The organism is Amycolatopsis japonica (assembly GCF_000732925.1).
In the GTDB taxonomy this organism is placed as follows: domain Bacteria; phylum Actinomycetota; class Actinomycetes; order Mycobacteriales; family Pseudonocardiaceae; genus Amycolatopsis; species Amycolatopsis japonica.
In genome coordinates, this window is sequence record NZ_CP008953.1 from 6,723,875 (window position 1) to 6,746,815 (window position 22,941).

Consider the following 22,941-nt stretch of genomic DNA (forward strand, 5'->3'; position numbering starts at 1 on the left):
AAATGACGCCTACGTGAACAGTGGCCTAGCGTTGACACCATGAAGATCGACCTGAGCGAACGCGGCGAAGCCTTCCGGGAATTCTGGACCGAACGGCATCTCGCCACCCTGACCACCGTCCGCCCGGACGGCACCCCGCACGTCGTCGCGGTCGGCGTCACGGTGGACTTCGAGGCCGGGATCGCCCGGGTGATCACGTTCCGCTCATCCAAGAAGGCACGCCTGGTCAAGGAAGCGGGCGAAAACGGCATTCCGGTCGCCGCCTGCCAGATCGACGGGCCTCGGTGGTCCACTTTGGAGGGACGCGCGGTACTGCGCGAAGACCCGGAGTCCGTGCACGACGCCGAGAATCGCTACGCCGCACGCTATCGGCAGCCCAAGCCGAACCCGGAACGGGTGGTCATCGAGATCACCGTGACGCGGGTGCTCGGCAACGCCTAACCGGCGAGCACCAGCCGCGTGTACTCGTCCAGGATCTCGCCGAGGTCGGTGAATCCGCCCGCCGAGGCCACCTGCTGGTAGCCCACCAGCATCGCCAGCCCGAGTGAGGTCACGACCTCCGCGCGACGGCGGTCGGGAATCAGCTCGGCCACCACCCTCCCAACCGTCTTGACCCGGGCATCGTCGACGCGTTTCTGTGCCACACGAACGGTTTCGTCGTTCGCCGCCCAAGCGCGGATGGCCGCCTCGGCGCGATGGCGGAGTCCGCGCGTCAGGCTCATCAGCGCGGCGAAATCCGCCTCGGGACCGCCGGAACCGAAGTCCAGTTCCCGCAGGATCCGGACCTGCCGCTGCGCCCAGAAGTCGAGCAGGGCGCCGACGAATCCGGGCCAGCCGCCGAAATGGTGGTAGAACGATCCGCTGGTGACGCCGAGGCGTCTGCCGAGCGCGCCGACGTTGAGCCCGGCGAACCCGGACTCGGCGAGGATCTCCAGCGCCGCGTCGAAGTACTGCTCGCGGCTGACGGTCGACGGCATCAGACGGCGCGCTCCCGCCCCTCCCAGTACGGGCGTCGCAGGGTGCGCTTGAGGATCTTGCCGGTCGCGTTGCGCGGCAACGCCTCCACGAGCTCGACCGTGCGCGGGCATTTGTAATGCGCCAGGCGTTCCCGGCAGTACTCGACGAGTTCGTCGGCGTCGACGCGCTCTCCCGGAGCCGGGGCGACGACGGCCTTGACCTGCTCACCCCAGCGATCGTCGGGAACCCCGATCACGGCGACCTCGCCGACCGCGGGATGTTCGGCGATGACCCGCTCCACCTCGGGCGAGTAGACGTTCTCGCCACCGGTGATGATCATGTCCTTCACGCGGTCTTCGATGAAGACGAAACCTCCGTCGTCGACCCTGCCGACGTCACCGCTGCGGACCCAGCCGTCGACGATCGTCTCGGCGGTCGCCTCCGGTTTGCCCAGATAGCCCGCCATCGCCTGATCGGTGCGGAACCACAGCTCGCCGGGGGTCCCCGGCTCGGCGTCTTCGAGCGTCGCCGGGTCGACGACGCGCATCCCCACCGCGGGGAGCACCGTGCCTGCCGACGCCAGCCGCTCCGGCCGGGCGGGGTCGCGATGCGCGTCCGGATCGAGCGTCGTCACCACCCCGGACAGCTCGGTCATGCCGTAGACCTGCACGAACCTCGTGTCCGGCCAGGCCGCGAGCGCCTTGCGCAGCAACGGGAGCGGCATCGGTGAAGCGCCGTAGCCCAGGTACTTCAACCGCGCGAACGCGGCGACGGCCTGCTCCCCCGCCTGCATGATGCCGGCGACCACGGCGGGCACCAGGAACGCGTGCGTGACCCCTTCGGCGAGCGCGCCCAGCAGCGACTTGCCGTCGGGCTCGCGCGTCATCGTCGTCGGCTGCCCGTAGTGGAAACCGATGATCGCGTAACAACTCCCGCCGACGTGGAACAGCGGCATCGCGACCAGGTTGCGGTCGCCGTCGCCCATCGGGAACGCGGCACCGGCGTTGCGGCTGTGCGCCAGCAGGTTCCGGTGCGTCAGGACGGCGCCCTTGGGAAAACCGGTGGTACCACTGGTGTAGATGATCAGCGCGCCGTCGTGTTCGTCGACCTCGGGCGAGACCTCGGCGGGCGTCGCCTCGGCCAGGAAGTCCTCGTACTGGTCGTCTTCTCCCCCGACGACGATGACGCGCTCGACCGACGGCAGCCGATCGCGCAGCGCCTCGACGGCGGGCAGCAGTTCCGGCCCGGCGAAGATGATCCGTGCGCCGCTGTCACCGAGGACGTACGCCAGTTCCTCCGGGGCGAGACGCCAGTTGACGACCGCGTTCGCCGCTCCGAGCGAGGACGCGCCGAAAGTCACCTCCAGGCAGGCGGGCGTGTTCTTGTCGACGAAGACGACCCGGTCGCCTCTGCCGATTCCGGCGGCCGCGAGCGCGCCGGTGACGCGCCTCGCCCGGTCGTCGAGTTCGGCCCAGGTGAGCCGCCGCCCCTGGAACGAGAGGGCCTCCCGCTCGGGGATCGCCTTCGCCCAGTGCGCGAAAAGTTCACCGAGAAGCCGCACATCCGGACGCGCGTCGTCGGGCATGCCGGACCCCTTTCGCCTGGTCAGAGCCGCCATAGAGTGCTCTATGGTGACTCGGTGACCGGCAGGCGTCAAGCCACGAACAGGCTGAGCAGTCCCTCGGCCGAGCGCACGATCACCCGGGCGGCGGCGCGTTCGGCGTGCGCGGCGTCGGCGCGTTCCGCCTCGTGCCGCCAGCGGACCAGGGCGCTTTCGGCACCCGCGTGGATCTCGGCCGGATCCGCGTCGGGTTCGAGACCGAGCCGTTCGGTGGGCGCGAGTCCCTGCGCGCCGAGCAGCCGGACGGCCTCCTCGGCGTCCTCGCCGGACAACGCCGTGCGGCCACCGCGGATGCCCGCGATGAGCCGCAGTTCCCGGAAGTCGTGCGCGGCCGCGGCGAAGCGTTCCACGCGGGCGGCCAGCCGGTCACCGTGCGGGAGAGGTTCCGCGGCGAGAAGGCCTTCCAACCGCAACACCGCCGTGCGCGCCTTCAACGCTTCGGCCCGCGCGACGAAACATCCGGCGAGCGTGTCCCTCAGGTCGCCGAGACCGCTTCGGTGCACGAGTTCCGCCGAAAGTTTGAGCCTGCTGTCGCAGCCGGTGCGGATCAGGGTGATCGCCAGCCGGACCCCGTAGAGCCCGAACCGCGACACCAGATGTCTCCGCGACTCCGGCGAGACCCGCACCGGGAACGGATCGTCCACAAAGGAATCCACGGACAGCAGATACCGCTCCAGCTCCGGCCGGGAGATCGACGCCAGCGCGCGCAGCACCTCGAATTCGTCGTCCCGCAACGCTCGTCCCGCGTAACCCAGCTGACCGGCGACCGCGATGACTCCTTGGAATCCCGCGCAATCCGGGTCCTCGCGCCAGGCCCGGCGCGCCAGCTGTTTCGCGGTGAGCAGGGCGTCGATCCGGCCCGCGCCGACCTCGTCCGCCCTGCCGAGCACCAGAACCGAGTTCACCGCGGTCTGCCGCGCGAACGCCGAACCGCCCACCGACCGCGTTCCGGCGAGTTCGTCGGGTTCGAGATGGCGCACCAAACGCACCGTCGCGTCGACGTGTTCGGCGAAAGCCGGAGTATCGAACAGATCGATCTCGCGCAAGGCCCGCGTCGGCCATTCCGCCAGCGCGGAGACCAAAGTGGACTTCCCGGTCCCCGGCGTGCCGATGAAACCGACGCGCAGCGGTTCGTCCAGCCGCTCCAGGCATTCCCGCAGCATCGCCACCGCGTGCGGGCGATCCCGGTAATGCGCGGCGGCCTCGTTCAGCAGTTCCCGGACGTCCAGCGTGGTCACGCCGACAGCTCCCGGATATCACGGGCGGTCGCGCCCAAAGCTCCCGCCTTCCGGTGCAGGGCGGCCAGCCGGTCGATCTCCTTCTTGACCCGCTGGGTACGCCGGTCCCGTTCGGCGGAGCCCGCGATGATCAGCTCCCGTTGCCGCGTCAGCTCTTCCGAAAGCTGGTCGGACAGCGCGGCGAAATGGTCGCGCAGGCGCCGCTGCACCTGACGGACCTCGTCCTTGATCTCCTTGCTGAACCGGATGAACACGTCGTCGACGTGCCGCTGCGCCGCGGCCTTCGCCAACGCCTGGCGGCGCTGCAACCGCATCCCGCCTTCGTCGCGCACGCTCTTGGTGGCGAACGCGACACCGGCGCCGAGCGACACCGGGTTGATCAACGGCAGCCCGGCGAGACTGGTGACCAGACCGAACATCAGCACGCCGCCGTAGGAACCGCGCAAGCCGGTGAAGAGTTTCTGCCCGATCTTGAACCGCTCGATCTTGGGCGTGCCGACCTCGGGGATCGAGTCCACTCCGGACCCGGTCAGCGGCAGTTCCGGGGCGTGGCCGTAATGCGGCCCGAAGGTCGACGCCACCGCTTGCGCGATCCACTCCGACCGGTCGGACACCCAGTTGTAGTTCGTCTCGACGGCCTCGGCGAGGTTCTCTTCCAGCCAGGTCTGGAAATCCGGCCAGATCTGTACCGGGTCGCCTTCGTCGAAGGTGCGGTCGACATGCCGCACGATCACCCGGGTCCGCTCGCGCAGATCGTATTCGGCGTCGGAGATCAGGTCCGTGATCTCGTCGGACAACATGTTCTGCCAGCGGACGTTCTGCCGCCGCAGTTCCTCGGTGCGCCGTTGTGCCTGGTGCAGCAGGGTGACCTGGTCGACGCCGTTGTCCTGCGAGACGGCGTTCAGCCGGGTCTGCAGCGTCTCGACCAGTTCGACCGCAGCCGCGCGCACACTCACCGCGGCGGCGAGCGCGCGAGTGCGTTCGATCGGGCGTGCGGCCTGTTCTCCCACCCAGTTCAGGAGTTCCGGGAAGCCGGACCGCCCGTTGAGGGCCGCGTCACCGGCCTTCGCGGCGGCTTGCCGCACCGTCGCGGACACGGGGAAGACGTCGGCGACGACACCGGTCTCCGACAGTGCGGCGCGATTGCGGGCGGCGAGTTCGCGCCAGTCCGGGCTCACGTCGATCTTGGTCAGTGCCAGCACCAAAGCGGGGCACCAGGTCCGGATGTGCCTCGCCAGCGCGAGTTCGGCGGGCTGGAGTTCCTGTGTCGCGTCGGAGACGAGGATCACCGCGTGCGCGTCGGCGAGGACGTCGAGCGTGGCCGCCGTGCGCGGGGACCGGGGATCCCCGATCGCCGGGGTGTCCACGAGCACCAGGCCCGTGCCGAGGAGTTCGCGCGGCAGGCCGACTTCGACCCTGCGCAGCGAACCGGGCGGCCGGACCTCGAGTTCCTTGGCGAGGTCGCCGACCGGCACGTTCTCCCGCGCGTGCCCGACCAGGATGGCGGCGGGGTCGGCGGCGTACCCGATCTCCGTGGGAACGGCGGGCGTACTCGCGTCCCCGACCGCGCAGACCGGCGCGTTCAGCAGTGCGTTGAGCAGGTATCCCTTGCCCTGCTTGGGAAAACCGACCACCGCGATCCGGGTGCCCGGCGCCCGTTGGTCACGTCTGCGCCGGAGCCGTTCGGCCAGGTCGGCGCGACCGTGGGCGGCACAGGCGTCCAAGGTCTCGTTGAGCACGTCGAGCCAGGCGGGGGCTGTCACGGGGATGCAGTGTTCCCTTAACCAAGCGCGGAATCAATGTGGCATGGGCCAACATGCCGTGCGGGCCCCGCGACCTGCGGCGGTCGCGGGGCCCTGGCACAGATATGAAGAATGTTCGGATCAGCCGATGTGGATGTCGTTGCCCGAACCGATGTCGCCGGTGCCGATGTTGACGTCGCCGATGTTGCCGATGGTGTGGCCGATGTCGTTGCCGACCTCGGAAACCGTGTCGTGGACCTCGGTGACGCCCGCGACGTTGCCGACCTCGTTGGCCACGTTGCCGGTCACGTCGCCGGCGTGGTGGCCGACGTTGTTGGCGATGTCACCGTTGCCGTAGTTGTTCGCGACGTCGTGCACCTTGGTGGTGACGTCCGCGACGTCGACGTGACCGATGGTGCTGGTCAGGTCGCCGACCTCGGAGAGGAAGTTCGGGGCGTCGCCCGCGACACCGTCGGCGCGCGGCAGGTCGCCGGCCAGGTCGCCGACGGCCGGGACCGAGTCGACGGCGGGCAGACCGGCGGTGTCCACGGCCGGGACGCCGTGGGCCAGGTCGGTCGCGGTGTCGACGGCGCCGGTGGCGAGATCGCCGGCCTGGCCGACGGAAGCGGCGTCGAGGCCACGCGAAAGGTCGTCGGTCAGGCCGAAGCTGCCGACCGTGTTCTGCGCGAGGGCGGTCACGCCGGCGGCCGCGTTCGACACGTCGGTCACGTCGGAGACGGCCGGGACGGCGGACAGGCCCGGGACGTCGACCGGCAGGTCGCCCACGGCGGGCACGGCCGGGACGGCGGGCAGGTCGCCCAGCTCCGGCAGGCCGCCGAGCTCCGGCAGACCCGGCACGGCCGGGAGACCGGCCTCGGGCAGGCCCGGCAGGGCGTCGGCACCGGGGACCGCGACCGGCAGACCGGCGGTCAGCGCGGTGAGCTGGTCGATCGCGCCCTGGACGCCGTCGGCGCACTCGCCGTCGGTGCCGTTGACGGCGTTCGTGACGCCGCCGAAGCCGGCCAGGTTGTCGGCGGTGGCGGCGGTGGTTCCGGTGAGGTCGGTGGCGGTGCCGACCGGGACGAAGTCGAGCACCAGCGGGACGACCTCGTGCACGTCGGCGGCGTTGATGTCACCGAGGCCGGCGTCGGCCAGCACCTGCTGCGGGTCGTTGGCGAACGCCGCGCGGGCCGCGGTGTCGTTCAGCAGGTTCAGCGTGAAGTCGTGCAGGGTCTGGACGGAACCCATGAAAGGACTCTCCTGGGGGTCTAGGTCGGTGGGGCGCGCCCAGCGGCCGGAGGGCACGGCTGAGCGCAGGTCACCGAAGCTAGTGAGCCGGTACCCGTGGGCACATCGGGGATCACTCCTGGTCGTCGCTCACTCAGCCAATAGGGGATCGGTATGACATCGTTAGGGCGTTAGGGGCTTAACCGAGACGCACTCGGTTGGGTTTAATGCCAACCCTCACCCGGATGGGTCAAGCCATTCAGGTGAGTGGCCCTATTTGGTCCTTAGGGGCTGGTCAAGCGAAGGAGGATGCTCGTTGCCCTACGTCCTCGGCATCGATATCGCCTCGACCCGCACCACCGCCGCCACCTGCGTGAACTCCGGCGACGGCTGGAGCGTGCCCGAGCCGTCGTGGCTCGGCGCGCGCGGCCCGGCGGCGGCGTCGGCGGTGTTCCTCGACGACGACGGCTACCTGCTCACCGGGGACGCCGCGGTCGAAGCCGGTCGATCCGCGCCCGCCCGCCTGCTCACCGGGTTCCACGAACGGGTCGGCGACGACGTTCCCGTGATCGTCGGTGGCGAACGGTTCCCCGCCGAATCCCTCAGCGCGGTCCTCGTCGACGCGGCGGTGGATCAAGCGGCCGAACGCTTCGGTGAGAAACCGCACCACATCGTGCTCACGCATCCCGTCGGCTGGGGTTCGTTCCGTCGCGACCTGCTGCGCCGGGCGCTGGCCGAGGCCGGATTCCCCCGTGCCGCGCTGGTGGCGGCGCCCGTCGCCGCGCTGCACGCGTACCTCGCCCCGCACGGCGATGTCACCGCCGGTGTCTGCGAATTCGGCCCGGACGGCGCGGTCGTCACGATCGCCGCCGCCACCGCCGTCAACGGCTGGCAACCCATCAAAACGCTGGAAGGTGTCGACCCCGCAGAAGCCGTCGGCAAGGTCTTCGAACTCGCGCACGGCGCCGGGGTCCCGCCCCAGGCGCTGGCGGGCATCGTGCTCTGCGGCGAGGCACCGCCGGTTCCCGGCCGGACACCGTGCCCCGTCTTCGCGTCGAGCGACCCGGTGCTGACGGTGGCGACCGGCGCGGCCAACATCGCCGCGCGACGTGACCTTCCTCAACCCGGCGGCGCGGGATCGCACGCCGTCGCGACCGTCGAAACCACCCTGCTCCCCCGGGTCGACACCCCCGAAGAGCTCACCGAGCGACCCGAACGGCCGCCGGTGGACATCACCCCGTTCCCCTTGCCAGAACGCACCGGGGCGGCGAAACTGCTCAGCCGGCGCAAGCCCCTCGTCGCCGGAGCCGCGGTCGTGGTGCTGGCCGCGACCACCCTGCTGCTCACCCTGACCACTCGAGAAGCCACCGCCGACAAGGGTCCCGAAGCCCCTCCCACCACTTCGAGCTCGTGCGCGCCGCCCACCCCCGGTGCCACCCTGCCCCCCGAAGGTCGCTGTTGAACGCACTGCTCGACCAGCCCGGCATCATCCATCCGGGTGCCCGCCGCCTGCTCGACGAGGTGACCACCGCCCCGGAAGTCCCGGTGCGGGTCACCGTCGTCGCCCCCGGCGGGCACGGCAAGACCCATCTGCTCGGCCTGCTCGGACGTCGCTACGCGGACGCCGGCGTCGAGGCACTGCTGATCGACGACGCCGACCAGCTCGACGACGACGAGCTCGCGAAGATCAAGGCGCGGACGGAGGAAACGACGGCACCCGTGGTCCTGGCCTTCCGGACGGCGGCGCGCACGAAGGCGTTGCGCACGCTCGCCGATTCCTTCGGCAGATCGGTGTCCTTGGGCGCTTTCGGCCTCGACGACGTCCGGAAGCTCGTCGAGCAGTCCGGCGGCGACGCGGCCACCGCGGCCGAAGTCCACCTCAGAACCGGTGGTGTGCCTGGGCTCGTGGTGCGCGCGGTCACCGGGCGGCTCGCGGACTTCCGCGGCGAACTGGAGCAGCTGGACGACGACGTGCACCGCTACCTGATCGCGGCGGAAGCGGGCGCGGGCCGGAATCTCGATCTTCTCGCCGCGCTTCTGAACCGCGATCGCGAAGGTCTCCCCGAGGTCTTCGACAGTGCCAGGGCGACCGGCCTCCTCGGCGAGGACGACGTCCTGCTGCCGATCGCGGCCGAAGCCATCCGGACCTGGGGTTCGCCGGGGCGGCGGCTGACGGTGCTGCAGCGGCTGGTGGAACTCCAGTTACGGGACGGGCTTCCGGTGCTGGACCTCGCCAAGTCGTTGCTGGGCACGGGAAGTTCGGGCGCGAGCGCGGCGGCGGCCTTCGAAGCCGCCGCCCGCGAGGCGATGCCCGACGACACGAAACTCGCGGCGCGATTCTACGAAGCTGCGTCCGAGGCCGGTGGGCGCGGCGCGGCGCTCACCGTCGGCTGGGCGCACGCCGCGGCGCTGGCCGGAGACCTCGACACCGCACTGCGGCTCGGTGACGGCATGCTCGGCAGCACGTCGGATACGGACGCCAGGGCCGCGGGCGCCGAAGTGGCCGCGACCGTGCTGGCGCATCGCGGCGAACTGGCGCACAGCGCGGAGCTGTACCAATGGTCCGGGCGGGCGGCGTCGAAGGCGTTCGCCGCGATCGCGTTGCTGGGCACCGGAAAACTCGAAGCCGCCCGGGGTGTGCTGGAAACTCCCGAAGTCCCGACGTTGTTCGCCGGTGCCGCCTCGCGGATGGCGCGGGCGATCACCGATTCGGTGTCGGGCTGCGGTGCCGAAACCCTGTCAGCCTTGCTGGGCGCGGCGTCGATGCTGGAATCGGCGGGTGCGCCCGCGCCGCTGCCGGACAGCCCGGCGGCCCTGGCGGCGTTGGTGGGCCTGCATTCCGGCGAACTCGCGCTGGCCGAGTCGGTGTTGAGCCGTGCGGCGAACGGCCGGATCGGCGGCGATCTGCTCGCGAAGCGGCACCGGCTGTTGCTCGGCTGGGTGGCGATGACCGCGGGCGACCTCAAAACCGCCGCCGAAGCCCTGATGCCGCCGGACGGCCTCGAAGCGCGTGACGAACTCTTCGCCGCCACTCTGCAGTTGGGCCTGGCGCGGCGGGCGAGCGATCTTCCCGGCCTGCAACGTTCTTGGGACCGGGCGTATCAGGCTTCGATGCGCCAGCAGCCGGACCTGTATTCGCTGCTGCCGCTGGGAGAACTCGCGATCGCGGCCGCACGGGGCGGCGCGAGCGCCAAACTGGCCGGGCAGCTGGAGCGGGCACACGCCGTACTCGACGCGCTCGGCAACCCTCCACTGTGGACAGCAACCCTGCGCTGGCACGAACTGCACGCCGCCATCACCGTCGAGGACCACACGTCGGCGGGGGAACGTCTGGCCGCGTTGAACGATTTCGCGTCCTGCGGCCGCTATCCCGCCGCCCTCGCCGCCGCCGCGACCGGCTGGCTCGCGGTCCTGACCGGCAGCTTCGATCCGGAATCGATCACCGCGTCCGCGTCGGAACTGCACGAACTCGGGCTCTGCTGGGACGCCTCCCGGCTGGCCGGGCAGGCGGCGATCCGGACCTCCGACCGGAAGGCGATGGTCCAGTTGCTCGAAGCGGCCCGGCAGTTCCAAGGCCGGGCACCGGAACCCGTCGCGGCCACCGGGCTGAACGCCTTGAGCGAACGGGAACTGGAAGTCGCCCGCCTCGTCGTCGGCGGGCTGACGTACAAGCAGGCCGGGAGCGAACTGTTCATCTCGGGGAAGACCGTGGAACACCACATGGCACGGATCCGGGGGAAACTCGGGGCCGGGGACCGGCGGGAGCTGCTGGCGATGCTGCGGGAGTTGCTTGCGGCGGGCGAGGGTTGAGTAATGGATTCGGGGCCTGGCTACCGCTCCGCGAGGTAGGCGTCCTCCGCGGCGTAGTCGAACATCGGCGCGAAATAGTCGTGGTCGAAGTCTGCCGGGAGCCGATCGGTGGAGCCCAGCCAATCCAGCTCGGCGGTCACGGTGGTGACATAGTCGCCGACCGGCAGGTAGCCCAGTCGCCCGGCCGCGGACATGTCCAGCCGGATACCCGGCAGGCGGTCCCAGGGGTGCCGGCCGAGTCCGGCTGGGGCATGGTCGTCGAGGAGCACTTCCTCCCACCGATGGCCGAGGTGGTTCGCGACGATTCTCGAGATGCCCAGGGCGTCGGGCGCGTCCGGGTCCGCGGCATTGAGGACACGCCTGCCCGGGTTTCCCGCGGCGGTTTCGATCAGCGCGGCAATGTTTTCGGCCGCACTCGGCTGGTCGACGCCACGGCCACCGCGGGACAGGAGAAGGACTTCGCGCCGGTCGGCCACGCGTTTGACGAACACCCATTCGCCGGGCTTGGCCGCGCCCTCTCCATGAACTTTGGACGGCCGCAGAACGGTGACCGGGTATCCGCTGTCGAGCAGGGCATGTTCCGCCGCCACCTTGTTGGCGCCGTAGCCGTCACGAGTGCGGTAGTCGATGTCCTCGCGTGGGCTCATGGTGGGCTGCGACTCGTGGATCGGCCCGTCGAAAGCCGGCGCGGCGGCCGAGTTCACGTGGTTGCCCGCCGCGTCGACGTACACGGCCTTGCTGGAGATCATCACCGTGGACCCCACATCGTCCAGCAGCGGCAGCAGATCACGGGCGTGTGCGGCGGTGAAGCACAGGCAGTCGACCACCAGATCCGCTCCCGCGCCGAGCGCGGCCGCGAGACTGCCGGGTTCGCCGCGGTCCCCGGCGACGAACCGGCCACCTGCGACCGCGATGTCCTCGGGCATACGCGAGGAGTCCCGGCCGGCAACGGTCACCTCCCAGCCGCGGGCCAGTAACCGCCGTGCCGCGGCGCGACCGATCAGCCCGGTCCCACCGAGAACGACCGCGTGCGACATCGATCAACGATAACGCCCTTCGTCCGCCTAGGGTTGATAGACAGGACGGGTGAACGCCTTCTACCACTTGTGCTTCGTCGTCCGAGATATCCGACAGGCGACCGAAGACCTCACCCGCACCCTCGGCGTGACCTGGAGCCCGGTCCGTGCGGGCACCCTCGGGGACTGGGACTACGACATCGTGTTCTCGACCGGCGGGCCCCCGTTCTTCGAGGTGATCCATGGTCCCGCCGGAAGTCCGTGGGACGCGACCGACGGGTCCCGCTTCGACCACATCGGCTACTGGTCCAAGGACGTCGTGACGGATAAACAACGTCTGGCGGATCGAGGCGCGCCGATCGAGTTCGACTCCTGCCCCTACGGTCGCTCCTTCACCTACCACCGGCTCGACAGCATCGGAGCACGGATCGAACTGTCGATCTCGCGGTGCAGCCGGGATTTCGCGACGCCTGGGCCCAGGACGTAGCGATGATGCCGCCGCTCGATTTCGACGACTCAGCTGCCAACCCCTGAGCGCGACCGGGGATCACGGCGTCGAGTCGAGCTCGACCCTCCGGTTGCGCCGACGGCCCGCCGGAGTGCGGTTGGTGTCGACCGGTTCCGACTCGCCGCGCCCAGACGCGTGCAGCCGACCTGCGAGCGACCCGTCCTCCGCGAGGAGCACAGCCACCACATGTACTGGGTCGCCTGACCACTCACCACGGCCCGGCTGGCGAACCTCCCGAACGACGACCGGCTCATCTCGTTCTGCATCCAGATGTTCACCGTCGCGGTCCCGGCGGTCTGGTCGATCGCGTCGACCGTCGCGCGCAGGACGAACGAGCCTATCGCGCAAGTGTGCAGTTCCCATGTCTCGATCCGCGGGAGGAGCGGCCCCACGGGACCCGCCAGGCCGCGCCCGACCTCCCCGGCGACGTACGGGATGAACGCGTTGCGGCACGTCGCCGGATCCGTGCCCGGCGGGTGGGGTACGGAGTTCGACGCCGCGGCGGGGTCGTGGCCCGTCATGCCGGGGCTCCAGCTCGGCGTCGTGCGGTGCCTGGTGTCCCACTCCGCCGCGTTCTGCTCGAGGTGGTTCAGGAGCCACGCCTCGCCGTCGATCACCGGCTGCCAGCCGCGGACGAGCACCGTGTAAGGGTCACTCTCCTCCATGACCCACACCCGCGGGGACGACAGCGGCGAGAAGTACTCGTCGAGGATCGGGCCGACCGTCGTCCGTTGCGCCGCTACGCTGCCGGCCACCGCCGCGTTGCCCGGGGAGCGCGGGCGGGTGCGTTCGCGCCGCGGCCGCGCGGGTGGCCAAGGGCTCGGCTCCGGAGTCGGTGAGTGACAGCCGCTTGGTCGCCGCGTCGGTACCTCTGGGGGGCAGCCATCCGTGCGCGGGTGCGGGCCATTCGGGCAACGACCGGCATACTCCGGTAGTGACCGATTTCCCGCCGGACGTTGAGGCGCACTACCGCCGTCTGGCAGCCCAACGGCACTGGCCGCACGAGACCGAAGCCGCCTTCCGGGCAAGCGTCGCGAGGTATCGGGCATTGGACGAGGGCGCTGGGCCTCGCCAGTACTACGAGTACGTGGACCATGAAGGCCTGGTCGACGAAGGCGCTCGCTGGCTGTGGGAAGCGGTCGTGGTCGAGCACGAGACAGTGGCCGTCAAGCAAATCGAGCTGGATTCGTCCGGGGCCATTCGTCGCTACTGGTGGCAGAACATCGAGGACGACGCCGGTGGGCTTACCGATCAAGCACTCGACCCCGGTCTCACGTCTGTTTCCCGTTCCACGTTCTACGCGCTCTGGGACAGCAGCACCACCGACTCGTTCGCACGTGGCGCCCGGAGTTGGCCGGGAGCAGGAGACACTCCCGGCCACTGATCTGCTACGCGGGCAGAGTGTCGGTCCACTCGGCGTTGATCGTGGCGCCGGCGGGGTCGGCCACCTTGGCCACCGCCCCGTCCATGGTGACGAACACCGACGTCCTGTTCACCCGCCCGGTCGCCGGATCGACGACGAGCCGCTCGCCGTTGGGCAGCGACAGGCCAAGCCCGCCCGGTACCGTGCCGAGGTTCTCGACACCTGGATAGCCGGCGATCGCGCGGAAGGCCGTGGCCCGGACCTCCGGCGTGGCCGGCAGTGTGGACACCAGTGAGATCAACGACTGGAAGCCTGCCTGTTCCCGATCGCTCGCAGTGAACTCGCCCGCGCTCGTCCTGGCGTCGCTACGCTCCAGGGCCTCGGCGATCCAAGCCTTCAACGCATCCGGGGCCGTCGGCAGGGTACGCAACTGCTCGAGGGTCAGATCGACCGCGACCAGCGAGAACGGGTTGGCTGAATGCGCCTTCAGCGGCGTGACCTTGCCACCTGTCTTCGCTCCCCGCATCCACGACTGACCGTCCGGCTTGATCCAGTACTCGTACTCACTCGAAGCGGCAACGCCGTGCGCCACAGTCACCTTCACGTGCCAGTAGGTGCCAGATCCCTCGGGGGATCGCTCAGCGGCGGTGGCGGCCACGAGCAGGACCTCCTGACCACTGATCGTTCGCACCGCCGCGGGACCGTCGACCGGTGCGGCGGGCATGACCGCGATCGCCACAGCGGCAGCGGCCACAGTGAGCCCGGCCCCCGCGATCAGCCGGCCGGTCCGCCGCCGGGAGACCCGGCCGCCGCGGATCCGGTTCTGGAGCCGGTGACGGCTGCGGTCGACCACGTCCTGGTGCGGCTCCTCCACGGCCAGCGCGGCGCGCAATGTCTGCAGGTCATTCATCGAGTGCCTCCGGAGTGAGGATGGAGTTGAGCTTCTTGCGTGCGCGGCTGAGCCGGGAACCGACCGTGCCGGAAGAAATGCCGAGCGCCGCGGCCACTTCCTCGTACCCGAGCTGGCCGAGCGCCACGAGCAGGAGCACGTCGCGTTCCCCGGCGGACAGCCGGGACAGCGCCTTCGCGAGTTGAGGAAGCAGCCGCCGGGCGGCCACCGACGCGACCACCCTGCTCTCGTGTCCCTCGGCCACTGGCGCGACACTCGCCCGCGCCAGCGCGCGATAGTGGCGAGCCTCCCGGCGGCGATGCCTGGCCACCAGATTCGTGGCGATGCCGAACAGCCAGACCCGCACCTCACCGCGTTCGGCGTCGAACGTGCCGCGCCGGTCGAACGCGACGAGGAACGTCTCCGCGGCGATGTCCTCCGCGGTCTGCGCGTCCAGACGACCGGCCGCATACCGATAGATGGCAGCGAAGTAGCGATCATGCACTTCGGTGAACAGTTCCGGGTCCTGCGGCAACCGGGCGGCGAGGTCGGCGTCGGTCACCTGCTGGCCCGTCCCCGCTGTCATATGTCCGCCTCTGACATGTGGTCCTTCCCGTCGGCAGTCGGCTTTCACCATCACTTCGCCGCAGGCCGGTTTCTTCTTCCCACTGAACTGTCACGTGCCGCCGTCGCAGAGGCGCGCCGGCGTTGGTCAGAGGACACGCCCGAACAGTTCCAGCGCATGAGCCGTGACGGCATCGGGCCGATCGTCCGCGAGGTAATGACCCGCGCCGTCGACGACATGGCCGGCCAGGTCGTCCGCCCGGTCACCGTGGACGTCGAGCATCCCTGGCCGGACCCCTCGATCGGCGCCGCCCACGAGCGCCACGGTCGGGACCGTGAGCCGCCGCTTGCGGTAGACGCCCGAGGAGAAGCGCCCCATCTCGGGGAGGATGAGGTTTCGATACAGCGCCGAGCCGGCCTCAGGATGCCGCGGTTCGTGCAGGCGCGTGGTGAAGACAGCCAGATCTTCGTCGGTGATCGACTCGGCCGTGGCAAAACCACCGCGCAGCAGGTGGCGGGCGAGCCGGTCGGTGGCCAGGGCCCACGGCCCCAGGCGTGGTGTGGCGACAACCGGCTGGAACCACAACTGCGGGATACCAGCCAGCATGTACGGCTTGAAACGCAGGTAGGGGTGCGGGCCGAGGCAGAGGAAAGCCGCGATCCGTTCCGGGTGGTCGAAGCAGAGCCGGAACCCGACGAAGGCACTGAAGTCATGCGCGACGAGGCCGACCCGGCGCCGGCCGAGCCGGTCCAGCAACGCGAGCACGTCGGCGAGGACTTCCTTCACGGAGTACCCCTGAGCCGGGGCGTCCGTCCAGCCCGCGCCGCGCAGGTCCGGCGCGATCACCCGGTAGTGCTCGGCGAGCGGAAGGATGACCTTGCGCCACTCCCACCAATGCTGCGGGAAGCCGTGCAAGAGCAGGACCGTCGGGGCTTCTGGTCGGCCGGCCTCGGCGACGTGCATCCGCAGACCGGTAGAGAGCGTCAGGAACGTATGGCTCACGCCGGGGAGCCGCGGCAGATCTGACGGCTCCGGCGGGTCCGGCTCGCCGGATCCGCGAGGTGAGTCATGCGTATTCGCCACGAGACGGTTGTACTCCCTTTCCGCGCCATTCACCATGGGGCTTCTTACGTTCGGGTGTTCGCGATCCAGCGTTGAAGGAGAACCTGATACAGGGCCGGAAGACGTGGCGTTTCCGAACACGGAACGAGTCGGAAAGAACCTGACCATATCGACAGCGCCCGGCACGACTACCACCTATCATTATTGACGGCACGCCTTATTGCGCTATACGGGAATTCCGGTTGCCGTCTCCGCGCCCGAAACGCCATGCTTCGACCATGATCCAGGCACGGATTGGCTCCGACCATGACTTTCTGCGGCTGACGGCTGATGGCTTCGACGACGGTGCGCCACAGTACTTGCTGGCCGAGCTGCGACTCCAGGGCTTGTCCGCGTCAGTTCAGGTCGTGCACCACTATGCGACCGGGTTCGCCGATCTCGCGGAGTTCTTCCAGCAGCATGTGAACGACTGGCGTGGATGGGACGGAGTCCGAACCTGGGAGTCGCTCGAAAGGGACCTGAAAATCGACGCGTCCCACCAGTACGGCCACGTGCAGCTACGGGTCACCATCCAGAGGTTTCAACCTGACTGGGGAAACGACGGCTGGCCCGCGACCGGTGACTTGACGATCGAGCCAGGTGAGCAACTGTCGCAGATCGCCCAAGAGGTCAAGGCGCTGGCGACCGGCTCATGACGGTTCCCTTCACGTGCGCTCAGAGCCGGCGACCCGTGGCCGCTTCCCACCATTCGGCGTGCCAGGCCTCCTGTTCCGCGACACTCACGATCTGGTCGAGATCCGCATCGGCCAGCGTATCGACGAGGTCCGCTTCCGAGGTCTTTTCGCCGGTACGCATCACGTAGATCTGCATTCCGCCGCCCATATCCCTGCACATGCCGCTCGGGTAGGTGTCGCGGCGGGCGCCTTGAACGGCGATCGCCCAGCCCCCGGGTTCCAGCTGACGACGCAGCCGGACGAGCGACTCGAACATGTCCTCGGCGGTGGCCGTAAACCGGTCACCATCGAGGAACAGCTCGATCCGATAGAGCGGCCTTGGCCCGTCGTAACCGTCCAGCCAGCCCCGCAGCCGCGCTCGTCGCCCTTCACCGGCACGCGCCACCGACACTTCTCGGTCTTCCAGCAGCCTCGGGTAGTCGCTCACCCTCCCATTCAATCAGCCGCGGCGACGCTCGTGTCCCAGCCTGAACGAAGAGCCATGACTGGCCCGTTCACTCTCCGCGTAAATTCGATCACGCTCTCGCCGCCATTCGAACGTCAGTTCGAGTATGATCATGGGCATGACCACAACTCTCGCTTATAACCCGAAAGCCGCTCGCTTTCTTGACGCCGCGTTCGACGAAGAGCTTTCGCTTCGGCGGACGCAGGGACGTCAGGTACGAGCGTTAGCCGATTTCGCCGCTCGCGGCGGATCACGAAGATCCGTGACCGAGGAGGTCGCCTTGCGCTTCTCGGTCACCCGCAATCACGCTTTCCTGCTCGTCGAGACTTCCTGCGCCCTCGTCGCCCGCCTGCCGAACACGCTGGCGGCATTGGAACGTGGTGATATCGACCTATACAAGGCTTCCAAGGTCATGCAACTGACCAGGGAGGTGTCGGACGAAGTCGCGGCACAGGTCGACGCCTGGCTGACCAAACGTCTCGCCGACCGTGATCCCGGAGCGATCCGGGGTTCGGTGAGACATGCCGTGCAGAAATTCGATCCCGACGGCTACCGCGAACGAGCGGCCAAGAAACGCGCGTTGCGGCATATCTCGCTGGAACACGACGACGAGACCATGTCCACACTCTCCGGCCACCTTCCCACGGAAGTCGCCAGTTCCATCTACGCCTCGATGAGCCGTGCCGCGCGCTCCCGGCGGAACAAGGACAAATCCCGGACGCTCGACCAGCATCGCGCCGACATCTTCGCCGAACGACTGCTGGCCGAGAACGGCCGGGGCAAGCCGCGAGCCCACATCCATGTCTATGTCGACTTCTTGACACTCGTCGGCGCACGCGACGATCCCGCGACACTGGCCGGGTACGGACCCATCCCCGACTGGCTGGTCCGCGAAATCGCCTCCGACCCCGGGTCCACCTGGTCCCGGCTGATCACCGACTCCGCCACGGGCCAACTGCTCGAGGCGGGCGGCGACAAGTACCGGTCACCGGCGTCCTTGGCCCGCTTGATCAAGGCGAGGGATCGCGAGTGCACCCAACCAGGCTGTCACCTGCCGGCCGAGGTCTCCGAGATCGACCATATCGTCCCGCGGGCTCGCAACGGAAAGACCAATCACCACAACTGCCATATCCACTGCAAGAACCACAACCTGCTCAAAGAGGAACCCGGGTGGTCGGCCGTACCCACCGGCGACGGCGGCATGATCATCACCACGCCGAGCGGCCATACCTACGAGTCAGCGCCAGAGCCGTTCCACGAACCACGCACAGGTCCCGAGGACGATGAAACTCAGACCTGAGCCGGTGTCCCCAAAGCCTTCAAGACCGCCCTGACAACCCGACGGGAAGGATCCTCGACCATCGGCCTCACCGAATCGACCGGAACGGCGTTCAGAATCCGAAGGGCCCCAACGGCTTGAGCTCGCACTCTGGCCGCAGGGTGGCTCAGCAACGGATGCAGCAGCTGCCCATCCTCTTGCCGCCCCGACTCGGCAAGTCCCGCGATGGTGCCCAAGGAAGGGCTCGCAGCGGAAACGGCCGACCGGTACCAGTCGACAGCGTCGACGCCCGTACGCCGGGCAGCATCCCGCGCGAGCGCACGGATCAGCGAGGAACGGTCGTCCAGCAGACCGGCGATTTCGTTCCAGTGGCCGAGGCGAGCGAGTCCGGTCAGCGCGCTGATCCGTACCTCGCCGTGCCGGCAGGCGGCCAGCTTGCGCAGGACGTCCACGCGACCAGTCCACACGGCCTCGCGGGCGGCGGCCTCACCGGCTCGGGCGCGAAGACCCTTGTCGGAATTCGTCACGGCGAGCCGAACCATCTCGTCGAGTTTGAGATCGCCACGCCGGGTTCTGACCTCGAACGCGAACCTCGGCACAGCGGAGGTCGCCGAGCACATCAGCTGCTCGAGCACCGCCACGGGGGCGTCGTGAGCAGCCGCGTACAACTGCTGGACGCCGAAGCCCCCGCGACGACGGCGCCGCAGGTGAAGCATCGTTTCGGCGGCGGGCCGGAGGTACGTCGATGGCTTGTCGTGCAACAGCCGGACGACACCCATGCGGGCGGCGTCGCGGACCGGAGACGCCCAATCCGTCATGCGCACCAGCAGGAACGGAAGCATCTCCGCGCGCGGGCTCGCCAGCATCTTCGTGACCGCCACCTCGCGGACTCGACCGTTGCCGTGTGAAGCGGCGATCGCCGTCGTCAACGGCCCGGCCCCACGCCCCGTGAGTCGAAGATCGACGTCGGCCAAGGCCCGCTGAGACCGGCAGTACACATCGAGAGTCGCGACGAGCGCCGGTGTCTCGGTGATCGTCTCGAAGGCGGCCTTGATTTCGGAGGCGTCACCGGAACTGTCGACACGCATGAGCGCATCGATGAGTACGCCGACGCGCTGTCCCCTGCTCTCCAAGGTTTCCTGGAGTGCCTCGGCCACGGTCTTGCTTCTTCCGAAGATCACTCGGCGATCTTCCCCGATCCACCGCCCACCGCGCTCATCCTTTTCGCGGGTAGACGCCCGATCACGGAACGCGTAGGAACAAGAGAATGGCTGAGGAAAGGTCCAGACGAGTTTTCCTGTCCACGTCGGCCGCACTCTCGGCGGCCGCCCTGTCATCCGCAACTCTCGCACCGAGCGCCGGCGCCGAGGAATCCGGCGAACGCCTCACCCCACAACGACCGGACGCGGAACTCCGAGCGATACTCCGGGAGATAGACGAACACCGCATCGAAGCCACCGTACGCAGACTCGCGGCCTTCGGAACCCGCCACACGTTGTCCTCGCAGACCGACCCTGTCCGGGGAATCGGCGCCGCCCGCGACTGGATCCTCGCGGAGATGACGAAATCCGCGGAGCGATCGGGCGGCCGGATGACGGTCGAGGCACAGGCGTACCTCCAGCAGCCCGCTCCACCGCGGATCCCGGTGGCGACCACCATCACCAACGTCGTCGCCACCTTGCGCGGCTCCACCACCCCGGAACGGGTCTACGTCGTGTCCGGTCACTACGACTCGCGGTGTTCGGATCCACTCGACGCGACGAACGACGCGCCGGGCGCCGACGACGACGCCTCCGGAGTGGCCATCGCGATGGAACTCGCCCGGGTGCTCGCCACTCGCCGTCCGGCCGCGACCATCGTGTTCGCCGCGGTCGCCGGTGAGGAACAGGGCCTGTTCGGCGCACGGCACATGGCCACGCTGTTCAAGACGGCCGGAACGAACGTGCAGGCGATGTTCACCAACGACATCGTCGGTTCGAGCCGGGCGGACGACGGAACGCGGGACCCGCGGACGATCCGGTTGTTCGCCGAGGGCGTGCCGACGTCGGAAACCCCGGCACAGGCCGACATCCGGCGCGCGGTCGGCGGGGAGAACGATTCGCCCTCCCGTCAGCTGGCGCGGTTCGTACGCTCGGTCGCGGACAACGAAGCGACCGGCATGACCGTACGGGTGATCCACCGGCGCGACCGCTACCTCCGCGGCGGCGACCACATCCCGTTCCTGGAGCAGGGGTATCCCGCCGTGCGGTTCACCGAACCGCACGAGGACTACGCCCATCAGCACCAGGACGTCCGGGTGGAGAACGGCAAGCGGTTCGGCGATCTGCCCGAGTTCTGCGACTTCGCGTTCATCGCCAGGGTCGCGCGGGTGAACGCCGCGACGATGTGGTCGCTGGCGACCGCGCCCGGTACCCCCGAAGACGTCCGGATCCGGACGAACCGGCTGACGAACGAGACGGATCTGGTGTGGCGGCGCGGAACGGACCCGGACCTCGCCGGCTACGAGGTCGTCTGGCGGGAGACGACGGCGGCCGACTGGACGCACGTCGTCAGGGTCGGCGACACGACCGAGGCTAAAGTGGATCTGTCGAAGGACAACGTGTTCTTCGGTGTCCGCGCGGTCGGGAAGAACGGCCACCGCGGTCCGGTCGCGTTTCCGACACCGTTGAGTTGAGATCGCTGAGTTGAGGTCGCTGAGTTGAGGTCGCTGAGTTGATGCCACGATGACAGTCACCCCCGGCGACCTCGACGCCGCGATCACGAGTGTGGTCGGTGAACTACGCCAGGCGTCGGGCCGTGACTGGTCGGCGGCGTCGGGCACCGGCGACCTGAACGCCTGGCGCACGGCCGAACACCTCGGCGACTGCTTGATCTCCTACGCGGGCCTGCTGATCGCGCGGCCGTCGACGCCGCGTTTCGTCTGCTTCGAATCCGTCGCCGACCAGGCCGCGACTCCGTCGGAGATGCTGGAGTTCGTCACGGTCGCCGGCGGCATCCTGGGTGCCACGCTCCGCACGGTGGCCCCGGACGTCCGCGCGTACCACCCGAGCGGCCGCGCCGACCTCGAAGGTTTCGCCGGGATGGGCTGCGTCGAAGTCCTGGTCCATGGCGAGGACATGGCCAGGGGGCTCCAAGTCACCCTCGATCCGCCGCGCGACGTCTGCTCGCGAGTGCTCGCCCGGATGTTCCCGGATGTCGACGTCACCGGCGTCGATCCCTGGACGGCGTTGCTGTGGGCGACGGACCGGACGGAGCTACGGGGACGGCCGTCGCGCGCCGGGTGGCAATGGCGAGGCACCCCGCTCGACGATCCACCGTTCAGCGAGGCCTGAAGGCCACAACAGCGGCCTGGTCGCCGTTCCGCCACGCCACGGCGGCCTCGTCGACCGGCCCGGCCTTCACGGCCCGCAGATGCCACTCGGCGGGCGGATGCCATTCCGCCGAAGACGAATCGCCGAACAGCCGAGCCCGTTCCACCACGGCCGGTCCCAGCACGGGATCCGCCGCGACCTGAGCCCACCAGGCGCCCCAAGAGCCGTCATCGCTCACGGACGCCGCGGCTTCCCCTTCCGGCATGTCGTCCACATTCGCCACGAAACCGCCCGCCCGCACCAGCCCGACTAGTTCGGCGTACAACGCCGTCAGGCGGTCCGGTGGCAGGTAGTGCAACGCCATGATCGCCAGAACGGCGTCGTAGCCGCCGTACGGCAACAAGGCGGCCCAGCCCGGATCACGCAGATCGGCCCGGACCACCTCCACCGAAGACGGCAGCGACGCGCGAGCGATCGCCAGCATCACCGGGTCGAGATCGACCAGCGTGACCTCCGACTCGGGAAAACGGGCAAGCAGACGGGAACAGAGAGTGCCCGTGCCGCCACCCACGTCCAGCACCCTCGGCGCCCGCCCGTCGCAGCGCGCCGCGATCAGGTCGATCATCCGCTCGATCGCCTGCTCACGTCCTGGCTGATACCGCGCCATGAGGCGATCCCAGCTGTCACTCCAGTCCCCAGTCTTCATATCGGCAATGATAATCGATATCATCAATCAACCAGTGCGTCACGATCCGTCTCCGGGTAGTAAGCGAGGTACGGCCGATCGGCGCAACTTGGCCCTTGACGCGTTTGTCACGCCGGAGCGCGGGAACTTTTCCGGCATGTCCAGATGGCGAACCACCAGTAGGAGCAACACCGCCGTGCGCGTCATCACCGGCATCGGCGCGCTGTTCGCTTTCATCGAGCTGCTGTACATGGTGATGGTGCTCGCGGGTGCCAACGCGGGCAACGGTTTCTTCATCTTCATCCAGGCGCTGGCCAGGCCGCTGGCGTTGTTCTGGCCGGGTCTCTTCCCGGTGAGTGACCCGAATCTCGCGGTCATCCTCGACTACGGTCTGGCCGCGGCGTTCTGGGTGATCCTGGCGGGCGTCATCGCCCGTTTCGCGGCCCGCTGACCCCCTGCGGCGGCGATCGGCGTCCCGTTCGGCGACAC

The 22,941-nt window shown here is 69.1% G+C and carries 25 protein-coding genes; 11 read left to right on the forward strand and 14 right to left on the reverse strand.

Annotation, left to right across the window (positions count from 1 at the left end):
- Positions 1–39 precede the first annotated feature (39 nt).
- Positions 40–441: a PPOX class F420-dependent oxidoreductase gene (locus tag AJAP_RS31050; protein WP_037346550.1), complete on the forward strand. Its 402-nt coding sequence runs from the start codon at positions 40–42 to the stop codon at positions 439–441.
- Here AJAP_RS31050 and AJAP_RS31055 read toward each other — a convergent pair.
- The 5 genes from AJAP_RS31055 to AJAP_RS31075 all read right to left on the reverse strand — a co-directional run bounded on the left by AJAP_RS31055 (position 438) and on the right by AJAP_RS31075 (position 6,806).
- On the reverse strand, positions 438–977 hold the full coding sequence (locus AJAP_RS31055; RefSeq protein ID WP_037346548.1) for a TetR/AcrR family transcriptional regulator: 540 nt from the start codon (positions 975–977) through the stop codon (positions 438–440). The genes AJAP_RS31050 and AJAP_RS31055 overlap by 4 nt on opposite strands.
- Positions 977–2,542 carry a long-chain-fatty-acid--CoA ligase gene (locus AJAP_RS31060; protein WP_038518009.1) on the reverse strand — a complete coding sequence of 522 codons (1,566 nt, stop codon included), beginning with the start codon at positions 2,540–2,542 and terminating at the stop codon, positions 977–979. Before AJAP_RS31060 ends, AJAP_RS31055 begins: the two co-directional genes overlap by 1 nt.
- 68 nt (positions 2,543–2,610) lie before the next feature.
- Positions 2,611–3,816, reverse strand: a complete 1,206-nt coding sequence (locus AJAP_RS31065; RefSeq protein ID WP_038518012.1) for a GTPase — start codon at positions 3,814–3,816, stop codon at positions 2,611–2,613.
- Positions 3,813–5,579, reverse strand: a complete 1,767-nt coding sequence (locus tag AJAP_RS31070; protein ID WP_038518014.1) for a dynamin family protein — start codon at positions 5,577–5,579, stop codon at positions 3,813–3,815. The genes AJAP_RS31065 and AJAP_RS31070 overlap by 4 nt, the downstream gene beginning before the upstream one ends.
- A 120-nt stretch (positions 5,580–5,699) precedes the next feature.
- Positions 5,700–6,806, reverse strand: a complete 1,107-nt coding sequence (locus AJAP_RS31075) for an IniB N-terminal domain-containing protein (protein WP_038518017.1) — start codon at positions 6,804–6,806, stop codon at positions 5,700–5,702.
- Positions 6,807–7,101: 295 nt separating this feature from the next.
- Here AJAP_RS31075 and AJAP_RS31080 point away from each other — a divergent pair, with 295 nt between their 5' ends.
- On the forward strand, positions 7,102–8,247 hold the full coding sequence (locus AJAP_RS31080; RefSeq protein ID WP_038518020.1) for an Hsp70 family protein: 1,146 nt from the start codon (positions 7,102–7,104) through the stop codon (positions 8,245–8,247).
- A complete protein-coding gene (locus tag AJAP_RS31085; protein ID WP_038518023.1) occupies positions 8,244–10,595 on the forward strand; it encodes a helix-turn-helix transcriptional regulator in 2,352 nt (783 codons plus the stop codon). Before AJAP_RS31080 ends, AJAP_RS31085 begins: the two co-directional genes overlap by 4 nt.
- 20 nt (positions 10,596–10,615) lie before the next feature.
- Here the strand turns inward: AJAP_RS31085 and AJAP_RS31090 are convergent, their stop codons facing one another.
- Positions 10,616–11,632 (reverse strand): NAD-dependent epimerase/dehydratase family protein, encoded by a 1,017-nt coding sequence (locus AJAP_RS31090; protein ID WP_038518026.1) that lies wholly within the window; start codon positions 11,630–11,632, stop codon positions 10,616–10,618.
- Positions 11,633–11,681: 49 nt separating this feature from the next.
- On the opposite strand from AJAP_RS31090, the gene AJAP_RS31095 reads away from it, so the two are divergent.
- Positions 11,682–12,098: a VOC family protein gene (locus AJAP_RS31095; protein WP_228694642.1), complete on the forward strand. Its 417-nt coding sequence runs from the start codon at positions 11,682–11,684 to the stop codon at positions 12,096–12,098.
- Positions 12,099–12,127: 29 nt separating this feature from the next.
- On the opposite strand, the gene AJAP_RS31100 is transcribed toward AJAP_RS31095, so the two are convergent.
- Positions 12,128–12,784, reverse strand: coding sequence for a hypothetical protein (locus tag AJAP_RS31100; RefSeq protein WP_148311598.1), 657 nt, complete (start codon positions 12,782–12,784; stop codon positions 12,128–12,130).
- Here AJAP_RS31100 and AJAP_RS43820 point away from each other — a divergent pair.
- Both AJAP_RS43820 and AJAP_RS31105 read left to right on the forward strand, forming a co-directional pair.
- Positions 12,783–12,962 carry a hypothetical protein gene (locus AJAP_RS43820; protein ID WP_148311599.1) on the forward strand — a complete coding sequence of 60 codons (180 nt, stop codon included), beginning with the start codon at positions 12,783–12,785 and terminating at the stop codon, positions 12,960–12,962. The genes AJAP_RS31100 and AJAP_RS43820 overlap by 2 nt on opposite strands.
- A gap of 91 nt (positions 12,963–13,053) precedes the next feature.
- On the forward strand, positions 13,054–13,503 hold the full coding sequence (locus tag AJAP_RS31105; protein WP_051972649.1) for a hypothetical protein: 450 nt from the start codon (positions 13,054–13,056) through the stop codon (positions 13,501–13,503).
- 4 nt (positions 13,504–13,507) lie between these two features.
- Here the strand turns inward: AJAP_RS31105 and AJAP_RS31110 are convergent, their stop codons facing one another.
- The 3 genes from AJAP_RS31110 to AJAP_RS31120 form a co-directional block, all read right to left on the reverse strand.
- Positions 13,508–14,392: a CU044_5270 family protein gene (locus tag AJAP_RS31110; RefSeq protein WP_038518032.1), complete on the reverse strand. Its 885-nt coding sequence runs from the start codon at positions 14,390–14,392 to the stop codon at positions 13,508–13,510.
- Positions 14,385–14,957, reverse strand: coding sequence for an RNA polymerase sigma factor (locus AJAP_RS31115; protein WP_038518035.1), 573 nt, complete (start codon positions 14,955–14,957; stop codon positions 14,385–14,387). Before AJAP_RS31115 ends, AJAP_RS31110 begins: the two co-directional genes overlap by 8 nt.
- 126 nt (positions 14,958–15,083) lie before the next feature.
- Positions 15,084–16,055 (reverse strand): alpha/beta fold hydrolase, encoded by a 972-nt coding sequence (locus AJAP_RS31120; RefSeq protein ID WP_051972650.1) that lies wholly within the window; start codon positions 16,053–16,055, stop codon positions 15,084–15,086.
- A gap of 221 nt (positions 16,056–16,276) precedes the next feature.
- Between AJAP_RS31120 and AJAP_RS31125 the strand changes: the two genes are divergently transcribed.
- A complete protein-coding gene (locus tag AJAP_RS31125) occupies positions 16,277–16,693 on the forward strand; it encodes a DUF6228 family protein (protein ID WP_038518038.1) in 417 nt (138 codons plus the stop codon).
- 19 nt (positions 16,694–16,712) lie between these two features.
- Here the strand turns inward: AJAP_RS31125 and AJAP_RS31130 are convergent, their stop codons facing one another.
- Positions 16,713–17,159 (reverse strand): hypothetical protein, encoded by a 447-nt coding sequence (locus AJAP_RS31130; RefSeq protein ID WP_038518041.1) that lies wholly within the window; start codon positions 17,157–17,159, stop codon positions 16,713–16,715.
- A gap of 136 nt (positions 17,160–17,295) precedes the next feature.
- On the opposite strand from AJAP_RS31130, the gene AJAP_RS31135 reads away from it, so the two are divergent.
- Complete coding sequence (locus AJAP_RS31135) at positions 17,296–18,477, forward strand: HNH endonuclease signature motif containing protein (RefSeq protein ID WP_084098735.1); 1,182 nt, start codon at positions 17,296–17,298, stop codon at positions 18,475–18,477.
- Here the strand turns inward: AJAP_RS31135 and AJAP_RS31140 are convergent.
- Positions 18,468–19,772 (reverse strand): HEAT repeat domain-containing protein, encoded by a 1,305-nt coding sequence (locus AJAP_RS31140; RefSeq protein WP_148311600.1) that lies wholly within the window; start codon positions 19,770–19,772, stop codon positions 18,468–18,470. The genes AJAP_RS31135 and AJAP_RS31140 overlap by 10 nt on opposite strands.
- A 17-nt stretch (positions 19,773–19,789) precedes the next feature.
- The gene (locus tag AJAP_RS44905) at positions 19,790–19,948 is read right to left on the reverse strand and encodes a hypothetical protein (protein ID WP_228694644.1); all 159 of its coding nucleotides are present in this window, start codon (positions 19,946–19,948) and stop codon (positions 19,790–19,792) included.
- 66 nt (positions 19,949–20,014) lie between these two features.
- On the opposite strand from AJAP_RS44905, the gene AJAP_RS31145 reads away from it, so the two are divergent.
- Positions 20,015–21,130, forward strand: a complete 1,116-nt coding sequence (locus tag AJAP_RS31145) for a M28 family metallopeptidase (RefSeq protein ID WP_228694646.1) — start codon at positions 20,015–20,017, stop codon at positions 21,128–21,130.
- Between the two features lie 49 nt (positions 21,131–21,179).
- Complete coding sequence (locus AJAP_RS31150; protein ID WP_038518050.1) at positions 21,180–21,788, forward strand: maleylpyruvate isomerase mycothiol-dependent enzyme family protein; 609 nt, start codon at positions 21,180–21,182, stop codon at positions 21,786–21,788.
- Here AJAP_RS31150 and AJAP_RS31155 read toward each other — a convergent pair.
- Complete coding sequence (locus AJAP_RS31155) at positions 21,775–22,473, reverse strand: class I SAM-dependent methyltransferase (RefSeq protein WP_038518053.1); 699 nt, start codon at positions 22,471–22,473, stop codon at positions 21,775–21,777. The two genes, AJAP_RS31150 and AJAP_RS31155, sit on opposite strands and share 14 nt — an antisense overlap.
- 175 nt (positions 22,474–22,648) lie before the next feature.
- On the opposite strand from AJAP_RS31155, the gene AJAP_RS31160 reads away from it, so the two are divergent.
- Complete coding sequence (locus tag AJAP_RS31160) at positions 22,649–22,903, forward strand: hypothetical protein (RefSeq protein ID WP_016331969.1); 255 nt, start codon at positions 22,649–22,651, stop codon at positions 22,901–22,903.
- Positions 22,904–22,941: the final 38 nt, after the last annotated feature.

What these genes read in the sequence shown, in the direction of transcription:
- AJAP_RS43820 (WP_148311599.1), top strand. Translation starts at nt 12,783, where the DNA reads ATGACCCACACCCGCGGGGACGACAGCGGCGAGAAGTACTCGTCGAGG.
- AJAP_RS31100 (WP_148311598.1), bottom strand. Translation starts at nt 12,784, where the DNA reads ATGGAGGAGAGTGACCCTTACACGGTGCTCGTCCGCGGCTGGCAGCCG.
- AJAP_RS31155 (WP_038518053.1), bottom strand. Translation starts at nt 22,473, where the DNA reads ATGAAGACTGGGGACTGGAGTGACAGCTGGGATCGCCTCATGGCGCGG.
- AJAP_RS31150 (WP_038518050.1), top strand. Translation starts at nt 21,180, where the DNA reads ATGACAGTCACCCCCGGCGACCTCGACGCCGCGATCACGAGTGTGGTC.
- AJAP_RS31060 (WP_038518009.1), bottom strand. Translation starts at nt 2,542, where the DNA reads ATGCCCGACGACGCGCGTCCGGATGTGCGGCTTCTCGGTGAACTTTTC.
- AJAP_RS31145 (WP_228694646.1), top strand. Translation starts at nt 20,015, where the DNA reads ATGACGAAATCCGCGGAGCGATCGGGCGGCCGGATGACGGTCGAGGCA.
- AJAP_RS31110 (WP_038518032.1), bottom strand. Translation starts at nt 14,392, where the DNA reads ATGAATGACCTGCAGACATTGCGCGCCGCGCTGGCCGTGGAGGAGCCG.
- AJAP_RS31120 (WP_051972650.1), bottom strand. Translation starts at nt 16,055, where the DNA reads ATGGTGAATGGCGCGGAAAGGGAGTACAACCGTCTCGTGGCGAATACG.
- AJAP_RS31135 (WP_084098735.1), top strand. Translation starts at nt 17,296, where the DNA reads ATGACCACAACTCTCGCTTATAACCCGAAAGCCGCTCGCTTTCTTGAC.
- AJAP_RS31090 (WP_038518026.1), bottom strand. Translation starts at nt 11,632, where the DNA reads ATGTCGCACGCGGTCGTTCTCGGTGGGACCGGGCTGATCGGTCGCGCC.
- AJAP_RS31055 (WP_037346548.1), bottom strand. Translation starts at nt 977, where the DNA reads ATGCCGTCGACCGTCAGCCGCGAGCAGTACTTCGACGCGGCGCTGGAG.
- AJAP_RS31125 (WP_038518038.1), top strand. Translation starts at nt 16,277, where the DNA reads ATGATCCAGGCACGGATTGGCTCCGACCATGACTTTCTGCGGCTGACG.
- AJAP_RS31050 (WP_037346550.1), top strand. Translation starts at nt 40, where the DNA reads ATGAAGATCGACCTGAGCGAACGCGGCGAAGCCTTCCGGGAATTCTGG.
- AJAP_RS31075 (WP_038518017.1), bottom strand. Translation starts at nt 6,806, where the DNA reads ATGGGTTCCGTCCAGACCCTGCACGACTTCACGCTGAACCTGCTGAAC.
- AJAP_RS31115 (WP_038518035.1), bottom strand. Translation starts at nt 14,957, where the DNA reads ATGACAGCGGGGACGGGCCAGCAGGTGACCGACGCCGACCTCGCCGCC.